Origin of the sequence: Streptomyces laculatispora (assembly GCF_017353455.1) — a bacterium.
Classification (GTDB): Bacteria; Actinomycetota; Actinomycetes; order Streptomycetales; family Streptomycetaceae; genus Streptomyces; species Streptomyces laculatispora.
Window position 1 is genome coordinate 1 of record NZ_JAFMPZ010000560.1, and the last position, 15,724, is coordinate 15,724.

12 protein-coding genes, 3 tRNA genes and 2 pseudogenes are annotated in these 15,724 nt (G+C 70.7%); 8 read left to right on the forward strand and 9 right to left on the reverse strand.

Annotated features, from left to right (window positions below; genetic code table 11):
* Positions 1-197: pseudogene (locus J1C73_RS29820) on the reverse strand (phosphoribosylamine--glycine ligase family protein); the annotation flags it as partial.
* A gap of 94 nt (positions 198-291) precedes the next feature.
* On the opposite strand from J1C73_RS29820, the pseudogene purD reads away from it, so the two are divergent.
* The 4 genes and pseudogenes from purD (at position 292) to J1C73_RS29840 (ending at position 6,352) form a co-directional block, all read left to right on the forward strand.
* Positions 292-1,481, forward strand: a pseudogene (gene purD, locus J1C73_RS29825) (phosphoribosylamine--glycine ligase).
* A gap of 276 nt (positions 1,482-1,757) precedes the next feature.
* The gene (locus tag J1C73_RS29830) at positions 1,758-3,590 is read left to right on the forward strand and encodes a hypothetical protein (protein ID WP_207319109.1); all 1,833 of its coding nucleotides are present in this window, start codon (positions 1,758-1,760) and stop codon (positions 3,588-3,590) included.
* Positions 3,591-3,868: 278 nt separating this feature from the next.
* Entirely contained in the window at positions 3,869-5,332 is a 1,464-nt protein-coding gene (locus J1C73_RS29835) for a N,N-dimethylformamidase beta subunit family domain-containing protein (RefSeq protein WP_207319110.1), read from the forward strand.
* 105 nt (positions 5,333-5,437) lie between these two features.
* Positions 5,438-6,352: a phosphoribosylaminoimidazolesuccinocarboxamide synthase gene (locus J1C73_RS29840; protein ID WP_207319111.1), complete on the forward strand. Its 915-nt coding sequence runs from the start codon at positions 5,438-5,440 to the stop codon at positions 6,350-6,352.
* Between the two features lie 60 nt (positions 6,353-6,412).
* Here J1C73_RS29840 and J1C73_RS29845 read toward each other — a convergent pair.
* The 8 genes from J1C73_RS29845 to J1C73_RS29880 form a co-directional block, all read right to left on the reverse strand.
* Positions 6,413-6,485: transfer RNA gene (locus J1C73_RS29845), tRNA-Gly, on the reverse strand.
* Positions 6,486-6,507: 22 nt separating this feature from the next.
* The gene (locus J1C73_RS29850; RefSeq protein ID WP_123460567.1) at positions 6,508-7,119 is read right to left on the reverse strand and encodes a response regulator transcription factor; all 612 of its coding nucleotides are present in this window, start codon (positions 7,117-7,119) and stop codon (positions 6,508-6,510) included.
* Positions 7,116-8,453, reverse strand: a complete 1,338-nt coding sequence (locus tag J1C73_RS29855) for a sensor histidine kinase (RefSeq protein ID WP_207319112.1) — start codon at positions 8,451-8,453, stop codon at positions 7,116-7,118. The genes J1C73_RS29850 and J1C73_RS29855 overlap by 4 nt, the downstream gene beginning before the upstream one ends.
* Positions 8,454-8,466: 13 nt before the next feature.
* On the reverse strand, positions 8,467-9,279 hold the full coding sequence (locus tag J1C73_RS29860) for an ABC transporter permease (RefSeq protein WP_207319113.1): 813 nt from the start codon (positions 9,277-9,279) through the stop codon (positions 8,467-8,469).
* Positions 9,276-10,250, reverse strand: a complete 975-nt coding sequence (locus J1C73_RS29865) for an ABC transporter ATP-binding protein (RefSeq protein ID WP_207319114.1) — start codon at positions 10,248-10,250, stop codon at positions 9,276-9,278. The genes J1C73_RS29860 and J1C73_RS29865 overlap by 4 nt, the downstream gene beginning before the upstream one ends.
* A 144-nt stretch (positions 10,251-10,394) precedes the next feature.
* Positions 10,395-10,467 (reverse strand) — tRNA-Gly (locus J1C73_RS29870).
* 81 nt (positions 10,468-10,548) lie between these two features.
* Positions 10,549-10,620 (reverse strand) — tRNA-Gly (locus J1C73_RS29875).
* A 165-nt stretch (positions 10,621-10,785) separates the two neighbouring features.
* On the reverse strand, positions 10,786-11,121 hold the full coding sequence (locus J1C73_RS29880; RefSeq protein WP_207319115.1) for a histone-like nucleoid-structuring protein Lsr2: 336 nt from the start codon (positions 11,119-11,121) through the stop codon (positions 10,786-10,788).
* Positions 11,122-11,602: 481 nt separating this feature from the next.
* Here J1C73_RS29880 and purS point away from each other — a divergent pair, with 481 nt between their 5' ends.
* From purS to J1C73_RS29900, 4 genes are all read left to right on the forward strand, one after another.
* A complete protein-coding gene (purS, locus tag J1C73_RS29885) occupies positions 11,603-11,869 on the forward strand; it encodes a phosphoribosylformylglycinamidine synthase subunit PurS (protein ID WP_123460572.1) in 267 nt (88 codons plus the stop codon).
* Complete coding sequence (gene purQ / locus J1C73_RS29890) at positions 11,866-12,546, forward strand: phosphoribosylformylglycinamidine synthase subunit PurQ (protein WP_207319116.1); 681 nt, start codon at positions 11,866-11,868, stop codon at positions 12,544-12,546. Before purS ends, purQ begins: the two co-directional genes overlap by 4 nt.
* Positions 12,543-14,792: a phosphoribosylformylglycinamidine synthase subunit PurL gene (gene purL, locus J1C73_RS29895; RefSeq protein WP_207319117.1), complete on the forward strand. Its 2,250-nt coding sequence runs from the start codon at positions 12,543-12,545 to the stop codon at positions 14,790-14,792. The genes purQ and purL overlap by 4 nt, the downstream gene beginning before the upstream one ends.
* 196 nt (positions 14,793-14,988) lie before the next feature.
* On the forward strand, positions 14,989-15,522 hold the full coding sequence (locus J1C73_RS29900) for an ArsR/SmtB family transcription factor (protein WP_207319118.1): 534 nt from the start codon (positions 14,989-14,991) through the stop codon (positions 15,520-15,522).
* Positions 15,523-15,724: the final 202 nt, after the last annotated feature.

A 15,724-nucleotide genomic window follows, 5' to 3' on the forward strand; every position in this document is an offset into this window, starting at 1 on the left:
ACCAGCTCGGCGCCCAGTTCAGTGGCGAGGCGCGCGACGGCAGCGCCGTCGAGTGCGTCGACCGGGTGCAGTTCGGCCACCTCTGCGATGCCGGCGTTGCCGGGGGCGCAGTACAGAGCGGTGACGTCGGGGTCGAGGGAGAGAGAGCGGCACAGGGCGTGTTCGCGGGCGCCGCCGCCGATGACGAGGACCTTCACGGGGTGCAGCCTAGCCGCCGGGGCAGGGCGGGCTTGACGGGCGCCGGTCCGTGGACACCGGGCCGGGGCCTGCCCGGCGGCTAGGCTGCACCCCGTGAAGGTCCTCGTCATCGGCGGCGGCGCCCGCGAACACGCCCTGTGCCGCTCTCTCTCCCTCGACCCCGACGTCACCGCTCTGTACTGCGCCCCCGGCAACGCCGGCATCGCAGAGGTGGCCGAACTGCACCCGGTCGACGCACTCGACGGCGCTGCCGTCGCGCGCCTCGCCACTGAACTGGGCGCCGAGCTGGTGGTCGTCGGCCCGGAGGCNNCGGCGAGGCGGCCCGGCTGGAGGGCTCCAAGGCGTTCGCCAAGGACGTGATGGCCGGGGCAGGCGTTCCGACCGCCCGCAGCTACGTCTGCACCACCGCCGCCGAGATCGACACGGCCCTCGACGCGTTCGGTGCTCCGTACGTCGTCAAGGACGACGGTCTCGCCGCCGGCAAGGGCGTCGTCGTCACCGATGACGTCGAGGCGGCCCGCGCCCACGCGCTGGCCTGCGACCGCGTGGTCATCGAGGAGTTCCTCGACGGCCCCGAGGTGAGCCTCTTCGCCATCACCGACGGCACCACCGTGCTGCCTCTCCAGCCCGCCCAGGACTTCAAGCGCGCCCTCGACAACGACGAGGGCCCGAACACCGGCGGCATGGGCGCGTACTCCCCGCTGCCGTGGGCCGACCCCAAGCTGGTCGACGAGGTCATGCAGTCGGTCCTCCAGCCGACCGTCGACGAGCTCCGCCGCCGCGGTACGCCCTTCTCCGGGCTGCTGTACGCGGGTCTCGCGATCACCTCGCGCGGCGTACGGGTCATCGAGTTCAACGCCCGCTTCGGCGACCCGGAGACCCAGGTGGTCCTGGCCCGGCTGAAGACCCCGCTGGCCGGCGTCCTGCTGGGCTCCGCCAACGGCACTCTGGACGAGCTGCCTTCGCTGAAGTGGCGCGACGACGCGGCGGTCACCGTGGTCATCGCCTCCCACAACTACCCGGACACCCCGCGAACGGGTGACCCGATCGAGGGCCTCGACGAGGTCGCGGCACAGGATGCCCCGCATGCGTACGTCCTGCACGCCGGGACCCGGCGGGACGGTGACACGGTCGTCAGCGCGGGCGGCAGGGTGCTCTCCGTCACCGCGACCGCCAAGGACCTCGAGGGCGCCCGTGAGCGCGCCTACGCGGCCGCGGCCCGGATCCGGCTCGACGGCTCCCAGCTCCGTACGGACATCGCCAAGAAGGCCGCGGAGGGCTGAGCCCTCTCGCCCGCGATCGGGGACCTGCCCGCGATCGCGGTCCCGCCTCCGCCGACGCGCCGTTGCCCCATGGACAGCGGCGCGTCAGCAGCTTTACCCAAAGCCATTCCATCGAGTGACGGCTGAGCCATCCGGATGACGCCCGCCGAAGGCCCAACTAGGGTGCGGCGCAAGCTTTCCGGCACTTGGCCCACCGGCATTGCGATGTCAGTGACGGGTGCCACAGTGGGGGAGTGAGCAACACCGTCGCGAGGGCAGAGGGGGTGACATCCAGCCGTGTCCGGTACCGGTACAGGTGAGGAGTTGGGTGCGCAGGCCGCGCGCGCCCGGGCGCTCGCCCTGCTGCGCATCCGCAGCAGGGCGACGGCGGTGGCGCTGCTGCCCGCGGCCGTCGCCGTCGTGCTGTTCGCCGCAGGCGCGCAGGGATTCGTCGACGGCGGTGGCTGGGACGCGGTGAGCTGGGCCGTGACGGCCTGCGCCGTCGTCGTCCTGCTGGTCGCGGCAGCCGTCGCTATCGCGGTGGTACGGGCGAAGCCGGCGGTCAGCCCGACCGTTCCCCTCACCGAGAAGGCGGCCCCGGACCTCTACCGGCTGGTCCGTGATCTCGCCGATCGCCTCGACGTGCCGGCGCCCTCGGCCATAGCGCTGACGCCCGACTGCGACAGCTGGCTGGAGGACCGCACCCATCCGGCCGCCGACCGTGCGGCCAGGGAGGCCGCCCGCCGGGACCAGGACGGTCCGGGGGCCGGTCCAGGACGCCGCAGGGTGCTGGCCGCGCCCGTGCTGGTGATCGGTTCGCCGTTCCTCTGGTGGATGCGCGTCGCGGAGCTGCGGGCCGTGCTCGCCCCGGTCGTCGCGGGCACGGGCTCCGCCGCCCACCCCGACATAGCCGCGGCCCGGCGCTTCGTCCGGGGACTGGACGGGGCCGTCGCCGACGCGGCCGCACCCGCCCAGGGCCCCGTGCGCAAGGTTCTGCGGCTGCCGCACGCCTTCATCGGCCGGATCGCCCGACTGCTGCTGCGCAGCTGCCACAGCCATGCCGCGGAGATGGAGCGCGGCGTCGCCGCCGCGGCGTCCACCCGTGCCCAGGCGGTGGACTACGGGCTGCGGATCGCCGCCCAGGAGCAGGTCGGGCTCGCCTACGCGGGCTGGGACCGGCTGCTCACGCGGGTCGCGCTGCCCGCCTGGCGGATGGGGCGCTGGCCGTCCCGGCTGGACGCCGGTGTCGTCTCCGCCCTCACCGAGCTCTCCCGGCGCGACCGGCTGGCCGACGGGTTCACCTCCCGGCTCGGCGAACGGCCCGCCTGCGACCTCCTGGAGGAGCCGGGAGCGGCCGACGAGGCGGCGTCCCTGCTGGCCGCCCGGCTCTTCCACGGCGGCCCCGCGGAGACGGGGCCCGACTGGTCCCCGGTGGACTGGCAGCAGTATCCGGAGGAAGTCGTCGACCGGAAGTGGCGCACCGAGGCGGCCCGTCTGCACCGCGTCCTGGACGACATGGGCGTACCGCCCGCGTCCTCCGCCGGTCCGTCCGACGTCGGCGGTGCCGCGGTGCCCACACTGGCCCGCGTCGTCGAGCATCTCGTCGCGGGCAACGGCAGCGGCAGCGGTGAGGAGCTCGCGGCAGGTATCAGTGCCGCGGTGGCCCGTGACGAGGCCCAGGCGCAGGCGCAGGCCAAGAAGCAGGGACAGAGCCAGGGCCGGGGACAGAGCCAGGGACAGAACCCCCAGCCGGGATCCGGTGGAGTCAACGGTTCCGGTGTTCCCGGTGGCTCCGGTGGCTCCGGTGGCTCCGGCGGCTCCGGCGGGGACGTGCTGGACTTCTGGGGGCCCGACCCCCTCCCGCTGTTCCCGCTCCAGCCGCCCCGTACGGGGACCGAGCTGCTCGCCGATCATGTCGCGGCGATGGTCTGCTGCGCCGCCGTCGACACGGCGGGCGCGGCCCCCGGCCTCGACTGGCTCGACGGGCCCGCGCTGCTGGTCGACGGCGAACGCCGGTCCGATCTCGGCACCCCGGTTCTCAGCCTCGTCGAGGACGGCGACGCCGGCCCCCTGCGCTCCTGGCTCTCCTCGGTCGGTGTGCGTACCGACAAACCCGTCCGTCTCGTCTGAAACGGTTTCGAGCCGAGCCGTAGCCGAGCCATAGCCGAAACGTTCCGAGATGTTCCGTGGCGCTCTGCTCCGTTCTCCGGCCGTCCCGAAGCGCAACTGGGGTGATATCGAGGCATATCGCCGGTGCGCGGCACCCAATACCCGGAAGCGCAGGCTCCGTTAACGTCAATTCGCGACGAACGGTGACGGAGTGGATGCGTTATGTGATGTGCTGGGGACCGGCGCTGACAGTCAGCGCACCACTGTTGTTCCGGGGGCCTGAGAGAGGGAAGCGCGTTATGGGGGCGGAGCAGATTCGTCGTTGGGAATCAGGTGCCCTCGCGCACGCCGTCACCGACCCCTTCGGGCAGGGGCCGCTCCCCTGGCTGCGCGGCAGCGAGAACTACTTCGACGACACCGGCCAGGTGGTGCCCTGGTACGCCGACCCCACGCTGCCCCGCGGCTCCACCGGTGGCGGCACCCGTACCGCCGACGACGTGCACCGACAGATCAAGGGCTTCAGTTCCACCGGCGCCGCGGCCCCCGGTGAGGCGATCGACTTCCACATCACCGTGGACCCGCCCCAGCAGTTCTCCGTGGACATCTACCGCATCGGCCACTACGGGGGCGACGGCGCCGCCAAGATCACCACGAGCCCGCGGCTCTCCGGCATCGTCCAGCCCGCGCCCCTGGCCGCCGACCGCACGGTCTCCTGCCACCACTGGTGGCAGTCCTGGCGGCTCCAGATCCCCACCTACTGGTCGATCGGCGCCTACGTCGCCGTGCTCACGACGGTCGACGGATACCGCTCCCACATCCCGTTCACGGTGCGCGACGACCACCCGGCCGATCTGCTGCTGATCCTCCCGGACATCACCTGGCAGGCGTACAACCTCTACCCGGAGGACGGCCGCACCGGCGCCAGCCTCTACCACGCCTGGGACGAACAGGGCCGGCTGCTGGGCGAGGAGGACGCGGCGGTCACCGTCTCCTTCGACCGCCCCTACGCGGGCGCGGGCCTCCCGCTGCACGTCGGTCATGCCTACGACTTCATCCGCTGGGCCGAGCGCTACGGCTACGACATCGCCTACGCCGACACCCGCGACCTGCACGCGGGCCGCATCGACCCGACCCGATACCGGGGCCTGGTCTTCCCCGGCCACGACGAGTACTGGTCGGTCCCCATGCGCCGCACCACCGAGCGCGCCCGCGACAACGGCACCTCCCTGGTCTTCCTCTCCGCCAACACCATGTACTGGCAGGTCAGCCTCGCACCGTCGGCGTCCGGCGTCCCCGACCGGCTGCTCACCTGCCGCAAGCGGCACGGTCCGGGAAAGCCCGCTCTCTGGCGCGAGGTCGACCGCGCCGAGCAGCAGCTCCTCGGCATCCAGTACGCGGGCCGGGTCCCCGACCCCCACCCCCTGGTCGTGCGGAACGCGGAGCACTGGCTCTGGGACGCGACCGGTGCCGGTGAGGGCGACGAGATCGACGGCCTGGTCGCGGGCGAGGCCGACCGCTACTTCCCGCGCACCACGCTTCCCGAGCACGACAGCCGCATCCTGCTCGCCCACTCCCCGTACCAGGACGGCGAAGGCGTGACGCGCCACCAGGAGACGTCCCTGTACCGGGCCCCGTCCGGGGCGCTCGTCTTCGCCTCCGGCACCTTCGCCTGGTCCCCGGCCCTGGACCGCCCCGGCCATGTGGACCCCCGTATCCAGCGGGCCACCGCCAACCTGCTCGACCGCATCTGCAAGCGAGCCTGAGGGCCACCGCGCGCCCTCTCGCCCCCGCCGCACCCCTGCGCAGCCGTCCGCACCCGGATACGGGACAATCGGAACGACTCCTGGATCAACCTACGCGGAGGCAGCGTGTCCGGATTTGTAGAAAAGCCCGAGCCCGTGCAGGTACCGGGTCTCACCCACCTGCACACGGGCAAGGTGCGCGACCTGTACCGGAACGAGGCCGGTGACCTCGTCATGGTCGCCAGCGACCGGATTTCCGCGTACGACTGGGTCCTGCCCACCGAGATCCCGGACAAGGGCCGCGTCCTGACCCGGCTCTCGCTGTGGTGGTTCGATCAGCTCGCCGATCTCGTACCGAACCACGTCCTGTCCACAGAGCTGCCCGCCGGCGCACCGGACGACTGGGCCGGCCGCACGACGATCTGCAGGTCGCTGCGAATGGTCCCGGTCGAGTGCGTCGCCCGCGGCTATCTGACCGGCTCCGGACTGGTCGAGTACAACGCCTCGCGCACCGTCTGCGGTCTCGCCCTTCCCGAGGGCCTCACCGACGGCTCCGAGCTCCCGGCGCCGATCTTCACCCCGGCCACCAAGGCGGCAGTCGGCGACCACGACGAGAACGTGAGCTACGAGGAAGTCGCCCGCCAGGTCGGCGCCGAGACCGCCGTACAGCTGCGCCGGACGACGCTGGACGTGTACGGCCGGGCCCGTGACATCGCGCGCGAGCGCGGGATCATCCTCGCGGACACGAAGTTCGAGTTCGGCTTCGCGCCCACCGCCGACGGCGGCGAGGAACTGATCATCGCGGACGAGGTGCTGACCCCGGACTCCTCGCGCTTCTGGCCCGCCGCCACCTGGGAGCCGGGCCACGCCCAGCCGTCGTACGACAAGCAGTTCGTGCGCGACTGGCTGACCTCGCCGGCCTCCGGCTGGGACCGCAAGAGCGAGCAGCCGCCGCCGGCGCTGCCGCAGGAGATCGTGGACGCGACCCGGGCCAAGTACCTGGAGGCGTACGAACTCCTCACCGGCACGCCCTGGCAGTAGCCGCCCCGCAGCACACGAAGAAGCCCCCGGCCGAAAGGCCGGGGGCTTCTTGCTGAACGGAGCGGACGACCAGGTTCGAACTGGCGACCTCAACCTTGGCAAGGTTGCGCTCTACCAACTGAGCTACGTCCGCAAGCGCCGAAGCGCGAGAACCACTATACCCAACCCCGCTCCCGCGCGAGACGCACCGCGGCGTGACGGTTCTCGGCCCCGAGCTTCGAGGCCGCCGACGAGAGGTAGTTCCGTACCGTTCCCTGCGTCAGCGAGGCCCGCTCCGCGATCTCCGCGACCGGCGCCCCGTCCGCGGCCAGTTCCAGCACCTCGGCCTCGCGCACGGTCAGCGGCGAGTCCCCGGCCGCGATCGCGTCGGCTGCCAACTCCGGGTCCACATAGCGGTTCCCGGCGTGCACCGTACGGATGATCCCGGCCAGCTGACGGGCGCTGACGGTCTTCGGCACGAACGCCCGTACGCCCGCCGCGAGGGCCCGCTTCAGATGTCCCGGCCGGCCGTGACTGGTCACGATCATGGTGCGGCAGCCAGGGAGTTCGGACCGCAGTGATGTGGCGACGCTCACACCGTCCGCCCCCGGCATCTCCAGGTCCAGGACCGCCACATCGGGGCGGTGCGCACGGGCCATGGCCAGCGCCTCGGGCCCGGTCGCCGCCTCGGCGACCACCACTAGGTCGTCCTCCAGCGCGAGCAGCGCGGCGAGCGCGCCCCGGATCAGGTGCTCGTCGTCGGCGAGCAGCACCCGCACCGCAGTCATCGTCGCTCCTCCAGAAGGGCCGCAGGGTCTTCCGTACGCGATACATCACCGGAAGCCGTACGTGACGCGGCCCCGGGCTTCGGGCCCGGGGCCGGGCGGGACAGCGGGATTCTCGCGGTCAGCCGGAAGAGCCCGTCGCCCGCCGTTCCCGCGTCCAGTGAGCCGTCGAGGGCGCCGAGCCGTTCGCGCAGTCCGGCCAGCCCGGAACCGCTCCCGCCGGAACCGTGCTCCCCGGTTGCGGCCGTCGTCGACGCGCCGTCGTTCTCGATGTCCAGCACCACCTCGTCCGCCGAGGCGGCGAGCCGGATCGTGCAGCGTCGGGGGTCGCCGTGCCGCAGCACGTTGGTGGCCGCCTCACGCACCACCCAGCCGAGCGCGGCCTGGACGGGCGCGGCCAGTTCGGCGCCGCTGTCGCCCACCACCGCGCACTCGATCCCGGCCGCCCGCAACACGCCTGTCGCCCCGGCCAGTTCCGTGCTCAGATCGGCTTCCCGGTAGCCCCGTACGACATCGCGCACCTCCTGCTGGGAGGCGCGGGCGATCCGCTGCACCTCGACCATCTGGTCCACCGCCTGGGGCCTGCCGCGCTGGGCCAGCTCCACCGCCAGCTCGCTCTTGAGCGCGATCACGGCGAGATTGCGGCCCAGCACGTCGTGCATGTCCCGCCCGAACCGCAGCCGCTCCTCGGCGACCGCGAGCCGGGCCTGCACGTCCCGGGCCTCCTCCGCCTGCCACATCACGCTCAGGCTCCAGGTGCTCGGCCGTACGGAGACCAGGACCAGCACACAGCCGAAGAGCGTGGCCGGCACCACCCCGGCCAGGATCCCGCCCCGCACTCCGGCCGCTGCGAGGACGCCGGTGGTCAGCGCGACGAGGGCGATCGACTGGCCCAGGAACGTGCGGACCGGGACCAGCAGGACCTGCGTCATCACCAGCGCCATCGGTGCGTTCATGGCCATCACCAGCAGCCCCGCTCCGCCGACCCCGTCCACAGCGGCCAGCGCCGCCAGCAGTCCCAGCCCCAGCCCCGTCAGGACCAGCGGCGCGACCATTCGGCGCCGGGGGAAGACGGAGATGCCGAGGTAGTGGTCGTACGACGGCCGCACATTGCGGTTGCTCAGCACACACTGCGCCAGGCACACCACGAACAGTGTCCAGCCCAGCGCCAGTGGGAGCGGCGCATGGCGGATGTCCGTCTTCAGCGGAGCCAGCTGCCAGGTCAGGGTGAAGACCCAGGGGATCACCGACACGGTCAGCCGCGAGTACAGGTCGATCCGTTCCAGTTTGCTGCGTTCCTGCCAGCCGCGGCGCCAGCCACGTACGCGCGTCAACACGGCACCACACCCCTCAGCGTCGCGGATCCCAGCGGAACCACCGCTTGACAGCAAACACCGCGAGCACGGTCCAGACCAACCCGGTCAGCGCGGCCCCCAGCGGTTCGGTGCCCTCGGCGCCGCCGAGCCAGCCGGCCCGTACGAGTGTCATCACTCCGGTCAGCGGCAGCAGCTCACACACCGACGCGAGCCGGTCCGGAAGGATCTCCAGCGGTACGAAGAGCCCCGAGCCCATCATTGAGGCGAAGAACAGCGGGAGGGTCGTGAGCTGAGCCGTCTGCACGGTGCGGGTGATCACGGAGGTGGCCGCGGCCAGCGCCGTCAGCAGCACCACGCCCATCACCAGCCCCAGCAGGAGCAGCTCGGGGCGGTCGGGTGCGCCGAGGCCGAAGAAGGCGGTACCGGCCACGACGATCACCGCGGTCTGTGCCAGGGCCAGTGCGGCCGCGGGCAGCGCGGTTCCGGTCAGGATCTCCCCGTCGGTGACCTCGCCGGTACGCAGCCGCTTCAGGACCAGTTCCTCGCGCCGTGCCACGTAGGCGGCGACCATGTTCATGTAGACGGCCTGGATCAGCACCGTTCCGATGCCGCCGGTGAGGGCCGCGCCGGCGACGGTCAGCCCGGTCCCGCCGAGATCCATCTGCTCGAACGTCGACCTCATGGCCGTGACCATGGCGGCGGGCATCAGCAGCGCGACGAAGAGGGCCGTCCTGTTGCGAGCGAGCAGCGTCAGCTCGGCCCGTCCGAGAGCGGTCAGCCGGCCGCGGACCGTCGTGGCCGGGGCTCCGGTCGTCGCGGTGCTCGCGCGCGTTGTCGCGGTCGTCATGCCACAGCCACCTTTTCGTTCTCGTTCTCGGTTCCGGTTCTGCTCCCGGTCTTCGCCGCGGACCTCGCGATGTCGAGGAATGCCTCTTCGAGTGAGGCCGACCGGGCATCGAGCCCGATCAGCTGGACGCCCGACTCCGTTGCCCAGCGCAGGAGTTCGGCCAGTGACTCCTGGAGGCGGTGCGTGCGGATCTCGATCCGCGGGCCGTCCGCCGCGGCGCACAGACTCAGTGGCAGCTGCCCTGCCGCGGTTCCGGCGGGGAGCTCGAACCGAATCCGGGACGGTCGCGCGGCCGTCACCTCCGCGGTGGTGCCCGAGGTCACGATCCGTCCCCGGTGCATGATCGCCAGCCGGTCGGCGAGCGCCTCGGCCTCCTCCAGGTAGTGCGTGGTGAGCAGCACGGTGATGCCGCCCTCCTGGAGCCGGCGCACCAGCGCCCAGGTGTCGCGCCGCCCCTCGGCGTCGAGACCGGTGGTCGGTTCGTCGAGGAAGAGCACCTCGGGCCGGCCGAGGAGGGCCAGCGCCAGGTCCAGTCGCCGCCGCTCACCGCCGGAGAGCTGCTTGACCCGGACGCGCGCCCGGTGGCCGAGCCCCACCAGGTCCAGGGCCTCGCCGGCGGGCCGGGCCCCGCTGGTGCATCCCGCCCACATCCGTACGGTCTCGGTGGTCGTCAGGTCGGAGGGGAAGCCGCCCTCCTGGAGCATCACCCCGATCCGCGGGCGGACCGCGGCGCGTTCCTCGAAGGGGTCGTGGCCGAGCACCCGTACCGTGCCGCCGTCGGGGCGGGCCAGTCCTTCCAGCAGTTCGACGGTGGAGGTCTTGCCGGCGCCGTTCGTGCCGAGCAGGGCGAACAGCTCGCCGCGTGCCACGGAGAAGGAGACGCCGGTCACAGCCTCGAAGCCGCCCGCATAACTGCGTCGGACACCGTCCGCCTCGATCACGCACTCATGGGGAAATTCGTCGAAGGTCATGACTCAAGGCTTCCGCCCGGACGGTGCCGGGAGCAGTGCGAGCTGTCATCGCAGTGCATGACAAACGTCATGGGGGTGCGGATATGACCGAGATCGCATACGAAGAAGCCCCCGGTCAATAACCGGGGGCTTCCTACGATAACGAGCGGACGACCAGGTTCGAACTGGCGACCTCAACCTTGGCAAGGTTGCGCTCTACCAACTGAGCTACGTCCGCATTGCAGCCACTCGGCTTTCACCGGTGGAGCCAGCACTACTCTACCTGATCCACCGGAGTGGTTGAGGAAGAGTGATGCAGAGCGGGTGACAGGAATTGCACACTGCGCCTTCCCCCTGGAAGGGGGATGTTCTACTACTGAACTACACCCGCACGCTGCTTGAGGTCCGGCTTTTCGGCCTTGCCCTTCGGCGTGCTCCAGACTCTAGCCGACCTGCAGGGGTATCGCGCAAGTCGGCTCCCGCGAGGTGTCGTCGGGGAGGCCGGTGACGGGCGGTCCGACGCCCCCGCCCGGCACCGGCCGTCCGGCGCTTCCGCTCAACTGGCTTCTTGGAACGCCTCGTAGACCTTCTTGGGAATCCGGCCGCGGGCCGGCACCTCCATCCGGTGCGAGCGGGCCCAGGCGCGCACTGCCGCCGGGTCGGGCGCGAGCGAGGTGTGCCGGTAGGAGACGGGAACCTTGCCATGCTTGCTGGCATTTGTCTGCTTTCGGCCGGCCGCCATGTACGGGGCCAGGGCCTTGCGCAGTTTCTTTGCATTGGACGGATTGAGGTCGATCTCGTACGACTTCCCGTCCAGCGCGAAGGTGACCGTTTCCGCTGCCGCTCCCCCGTCGATGTCGTCGGAGAGCGTGACCACTACGCGCTGAGCCACGGATATCGGTCCTTTCCTGCGGCACCTGCGCGTCTGACATGCGCGGATGCCGGCCTTCCGGCTGTGAGCGCGGATGAGGGCCGACTGGTGCCGGCCGTTCCGGGGCAATGTCGCTTTCCCCGGTAATCATTTGTACAGCGATGTGCACCGCATTGTGAAGCCCACCCAATTACGTGCGCGTGTCAGCCTGCTATGTGTGCTGCTGGTGGGGATTTTTTTCACAGGATTTTTCGCATCCGTTGCCGCATCCCGTTGCGGCATCCGTTCCGTTCTCGCATCCGTTCCCGCGCGTGTTCCCGGTTCCGTTGCCGCTTCCGTGGTTTGCATCAACTGCATCAGTTGTCACGGCCGATATCCCGGCGTGATCTGGGCCACCTGATATCTACCCGCGTAGAATTTCTGGACAGGTACGCTGAGGGGACCCGCGGGGGTCCTGGGGAACCCCCCGGAGAAACAGCCGCACCACACCACCACACCGGGAGTGCCAGTGGCACGCGTCGTAGTCGACGTCATGCTCAAGCCCGAGATCCTCGACCCGCAGGGACAGGCTGTGCAGCGTGCGCTGCCCCGTCTCGGCTTCGAGGGAATCGCGGACGTACGTCAGGGAAAGCGTTTCGAGCTGGAGATCGAGGGGCCGGTCGATGAGGCCGCCCTCACCCGTATTCACGAGATGGCCGAGACGTTCCTCGCCAACACCGTCATCGAGGACTTCACCGTGAAGGTGGAGAAGGCCGAGGAGTCGAAGTGACTGCTCGTATCGGAGTCGTCACCTTTCCGGGCACCCTCGACGACCAGGACAGCCTGCGGGCCGTACGCGTGGCGGGCGCCGAGCCCGTTTCGCTGTGGCACCGCGACAAGGATCTGCACCAGGTCGACGCGGTCATCCTGGCGGGCGGTTTCTCCTACGGCGACTATCTGCGGGCCGGAGCCATCTCCCGCTTCTCGCCGGTCATGGAGACCGTGATCGAGCAGGCGAAGGCGGGCATGCCGGTCCTCGGCATCTGCAACGGCTTCCAGATCCTGACCGAGGCGCATCTGCTGCCCGGCGCGATGCTGCGCAACAACCACCTGCACTTCATCTGCCGCGACCAGAAGCTGCGCGTCGAGAACGTGGGCACCGCCTGGACCTCGGACTACTCCGAGGGCCAGGAGATCTCCGTTCCCCTCAAGAACATGGACGGCCGCTACACCGCCGACGAGCACACGCTCGACGAGCTGGAGGCCGAGGGCCGCGTCGCGTTCCGCTACGTGGACGTCAACCCCAACGGCTCGCTGCGCGACATCGCCGGCATCTCCAACGCCGCGGGCAACGTCGTCGGTCTGATGCCGCACCCCGAGCACGCCGTCGAGCCGCTGATCGGCACCGGTCGTACCGACGGTCTCGGCTTCTTCACCTCGATCATCAAGAAGCTGGTCAACGCATGAGCCTGGACACGGTCAAGCACGCGGCCGAAACCCCGGACACCGAGCAGCCCTGGAAGGAACTCGGCCTCAAGGAGGACGAGTACGCCAAGGTCCGCGAGATCCTGGGCCGCCGTCCCACCGGCGCCGAGCTCGCCATGTACTCCGTGATGTGGTCCGAGCACTGCTCCTACAAGAGCAGCAAGGTCCACCTCAAGCAGTTCGGCGAGAAGGTCCCCGACAACGACGCGATGCTCGTCGGCATCGGCGAGAACGCCGGTGTGGTCGACGTCGGCCAGGGTTACGCGGTCACCTTCAAGGTCGAGTCGCACAACCACCCCTCGTACATCGAGCCCTACCAGGGCGCGGCCACCGGCGTCGGCGGCATCGTCCGCGACATCCTCGCGATGGGCGCGCGGCCGGTCGCGGTCGTCGACCCGCTGCGCTTCGGCGCGGCCGACCACCCCGACACCAAGCGTGTGCTGCCGGGCGTCGTCGCGGGCATCGGCGGGTACGGCAACTGCCTGGGCCTGCCGAACATCGGCGGCGAGGTCGTCTTCGACGCCTGCTACCAGGGCAACCCGCTCGTCAACGCCGGCTGCATCGGTGTGATGAAGCACGAGGACATCCACCTGGCACAGGCCTCCGGCCCCGGCAACAAGGTGATCCTGTACGGCGCCCGCACCGGCGGCGACGGCATCGGCGGCGTCTCCGTGCTGGCCTCGGAGACCTTCGAGTCGACCGGTCCGGCCAAGCGCCCGGCCGTCCAGGTCGGCGACCCGTTCCAGGAGAAGCTCCTCATCGAGTGCACCCTGGAGATCTTCAAGGAGAAGCTCGTCGCGGGCATCCAGGACCTCGGCGGCGCCGGGCTCTCCTGTGCCACCTCCGAGCTGGCCTCGGCCGGTTCGGGCGGTATGCGCGTCGAGCTGGACACCGTGCCGCTGCGCGACTCCTCCCTCTCGCCCGAGGAAATCCTCATGAGCGAGTCGCAGGAGCGCATGTGCGCGATCGTCGAGCCGCAGCACGTGGACCGCTTCCTGGAGATCTGCGAGAAGTGGGACGTCATCGCCACCGTCATCGGTGAGGTGACCGAGGGCTCGCAGCTGGAGATCTTCTGGCACGGCGAGCAGATCGTGGACGTGCCGCCGCGGTCCGTCGCCCACGAGGGCCCGACCTACCACCGCCCGTTCGCCCGCCCGTCCTGGCAGGACGCGCTCCAGGCCGACGACGCCGGCAAGCTGGCCCGTCCGGCCGACGGCGCCGAGCTGCGCGAGCAGGTCCTGCGCCTGGTCTCGTCCCCGAACCAGGCGTCCAAGGCATGGATCACGGACCAGTACGACCGCTTCGTGCAGGGCAACACCGTGCTCGCGATGCCCGAGGACGCCGGCATGGTCCGCATCGACGAGGAGTCCAACCTCGGCGTGGCCATGGCGACCGACGGCAACGGCCGGTACGCGAAGCTCGACCCGTACACCGGCGCGCAGCTCGCGCTGGCGGAGTCGTACCGCAACGTCGCCGCCTCCGGCGCCAAGCCGCTCGCGATCTCGGACTGCCTGAACTTCGGTTCGCCCGAGGACCCGGACGTCATGTGGCAGTTCGCCGAGGCCACCCGTGGTCTGGCGGACGGCTGCCTGGAGCTGGGCACCCCGGTCACCGGCGGCAATGTGTCGCTGTACAACCAGACCGGTGAGACGGCGATCCACCCGACGCCGGTCGTGGCCGTGCTCGGCGTGATCGACGACGTCACCCGGCGCACGCCGGTCGCCTTCAAGGAAGAGGGCCAGCTCCTCTACCTGCTCGGTGACACGCATGAGGAGTTCGGCGGCTCGGCCTGGTCCGAGGTCGTCCACAACCACCTCGGCGGTATGCCGCCCAAGGTCGACCTGGGCCGCGAGAAGCTGCTCGGCGAGATCCTGATCTCGGCCTCCCGCGACGGCATGATCGACGCGGCGCACGACCTGTCCGACGGCGGTCTGATCCAGGCGGTCACCGAGTCCTGCCTGCGCGGCGGCAAGGGTGCCCGGCTGGTCGTGCCGGACGCACTGGACGTGTTCACCTTCCTGTTCTCCGAGTCGGCGGGACGCGCGATCGTCTCGATCCCGCGCAGCGAGGAGCTCCGCTTCAACGACATGTGCGGGGCGCGGGGTCTGCCCGTGGCCCGTATCGGTGTCGTGGACGGCGAGGAGATCGAGATCCAGGGCGAGTTCAGCATCCCGCTGAGCGAGCTGCGTACGGCGCACGAGGGGACGATCCCCGCACTGCTCGCGTAGTTCTGGCTGCGCACGGTCACAGAGGCCCCCACCCGGTCCGACTGGGTGGGGGCCTCTCTGTCTGCCGTGGTCGATTCCGGGCGTTCTTCCGCCGGTCGATTCCCGTGCGCCGACTCCGGTGCGGCGCTTTCGCGTCCCGTGTGTCGGCTTCGCGCACCCCCTTGCACTGGATTACGTAATTACGTAATCTGGATGAATGGAACTGGAGGAACGCGTCTCGGAGCTGGAGCGGCGGCTTGAGGCGCTCGTGGGTGACCACCCGGATGCCCCGCGCCCGACGGGGGCCGACTTCTGGGCCCTGGAGGGGCTGAAGCAACAGCTCTCCGGGGCCGGGGTCGCCGATGGCGGTGTGCTGTACACCGGCGCGGTGCGGCTGCCGACGGGCGAGCGGTACGAGTGGCAGTACGGCGCGCTCACGGAACAGCTGCTGGAGGACAGGGAGGCGGGAGAGCCCGGGGAGCCGGGCGCCGACTGGTCGGATGCCGCCGAGTCGTTCGCCGCGCTCGGGCATCCGGTGCGGCTGCGGTTGCTGCGGGAGATCCTCGGCGGCCGGCGTACGGCCGCGGAGCTCGCCGCGCTCGACGAGACCGGCACGACGGGACAGATCTACCACCACCTGCGTCAACTGACCGGTGCGGGCTGGCTGCACACGACGGGGCGGGGGCGCTACGAGGTCCCCGGCGTCCGGGTGGTGCCGCTGCTGGTGGTCCTCACAGCGGCCAGATCCTGAGGGGCGCGTACGAACGAAGACAGGCAGTCCGGGGAACGCGTACGACGAAACAGACACGCCAGGGGGAAGTCATGTCCGTCCGCAAAGCTGCCATGGTGCTGTACCGGGTCTGCTGGATCGCCTTCTTCGTGATGGTGCTCATCAGCCTCTTTCCCCGGCCGCCGTTCCCGTACTGGCTGACCTGGCTTCCGGCCGCCGCCGC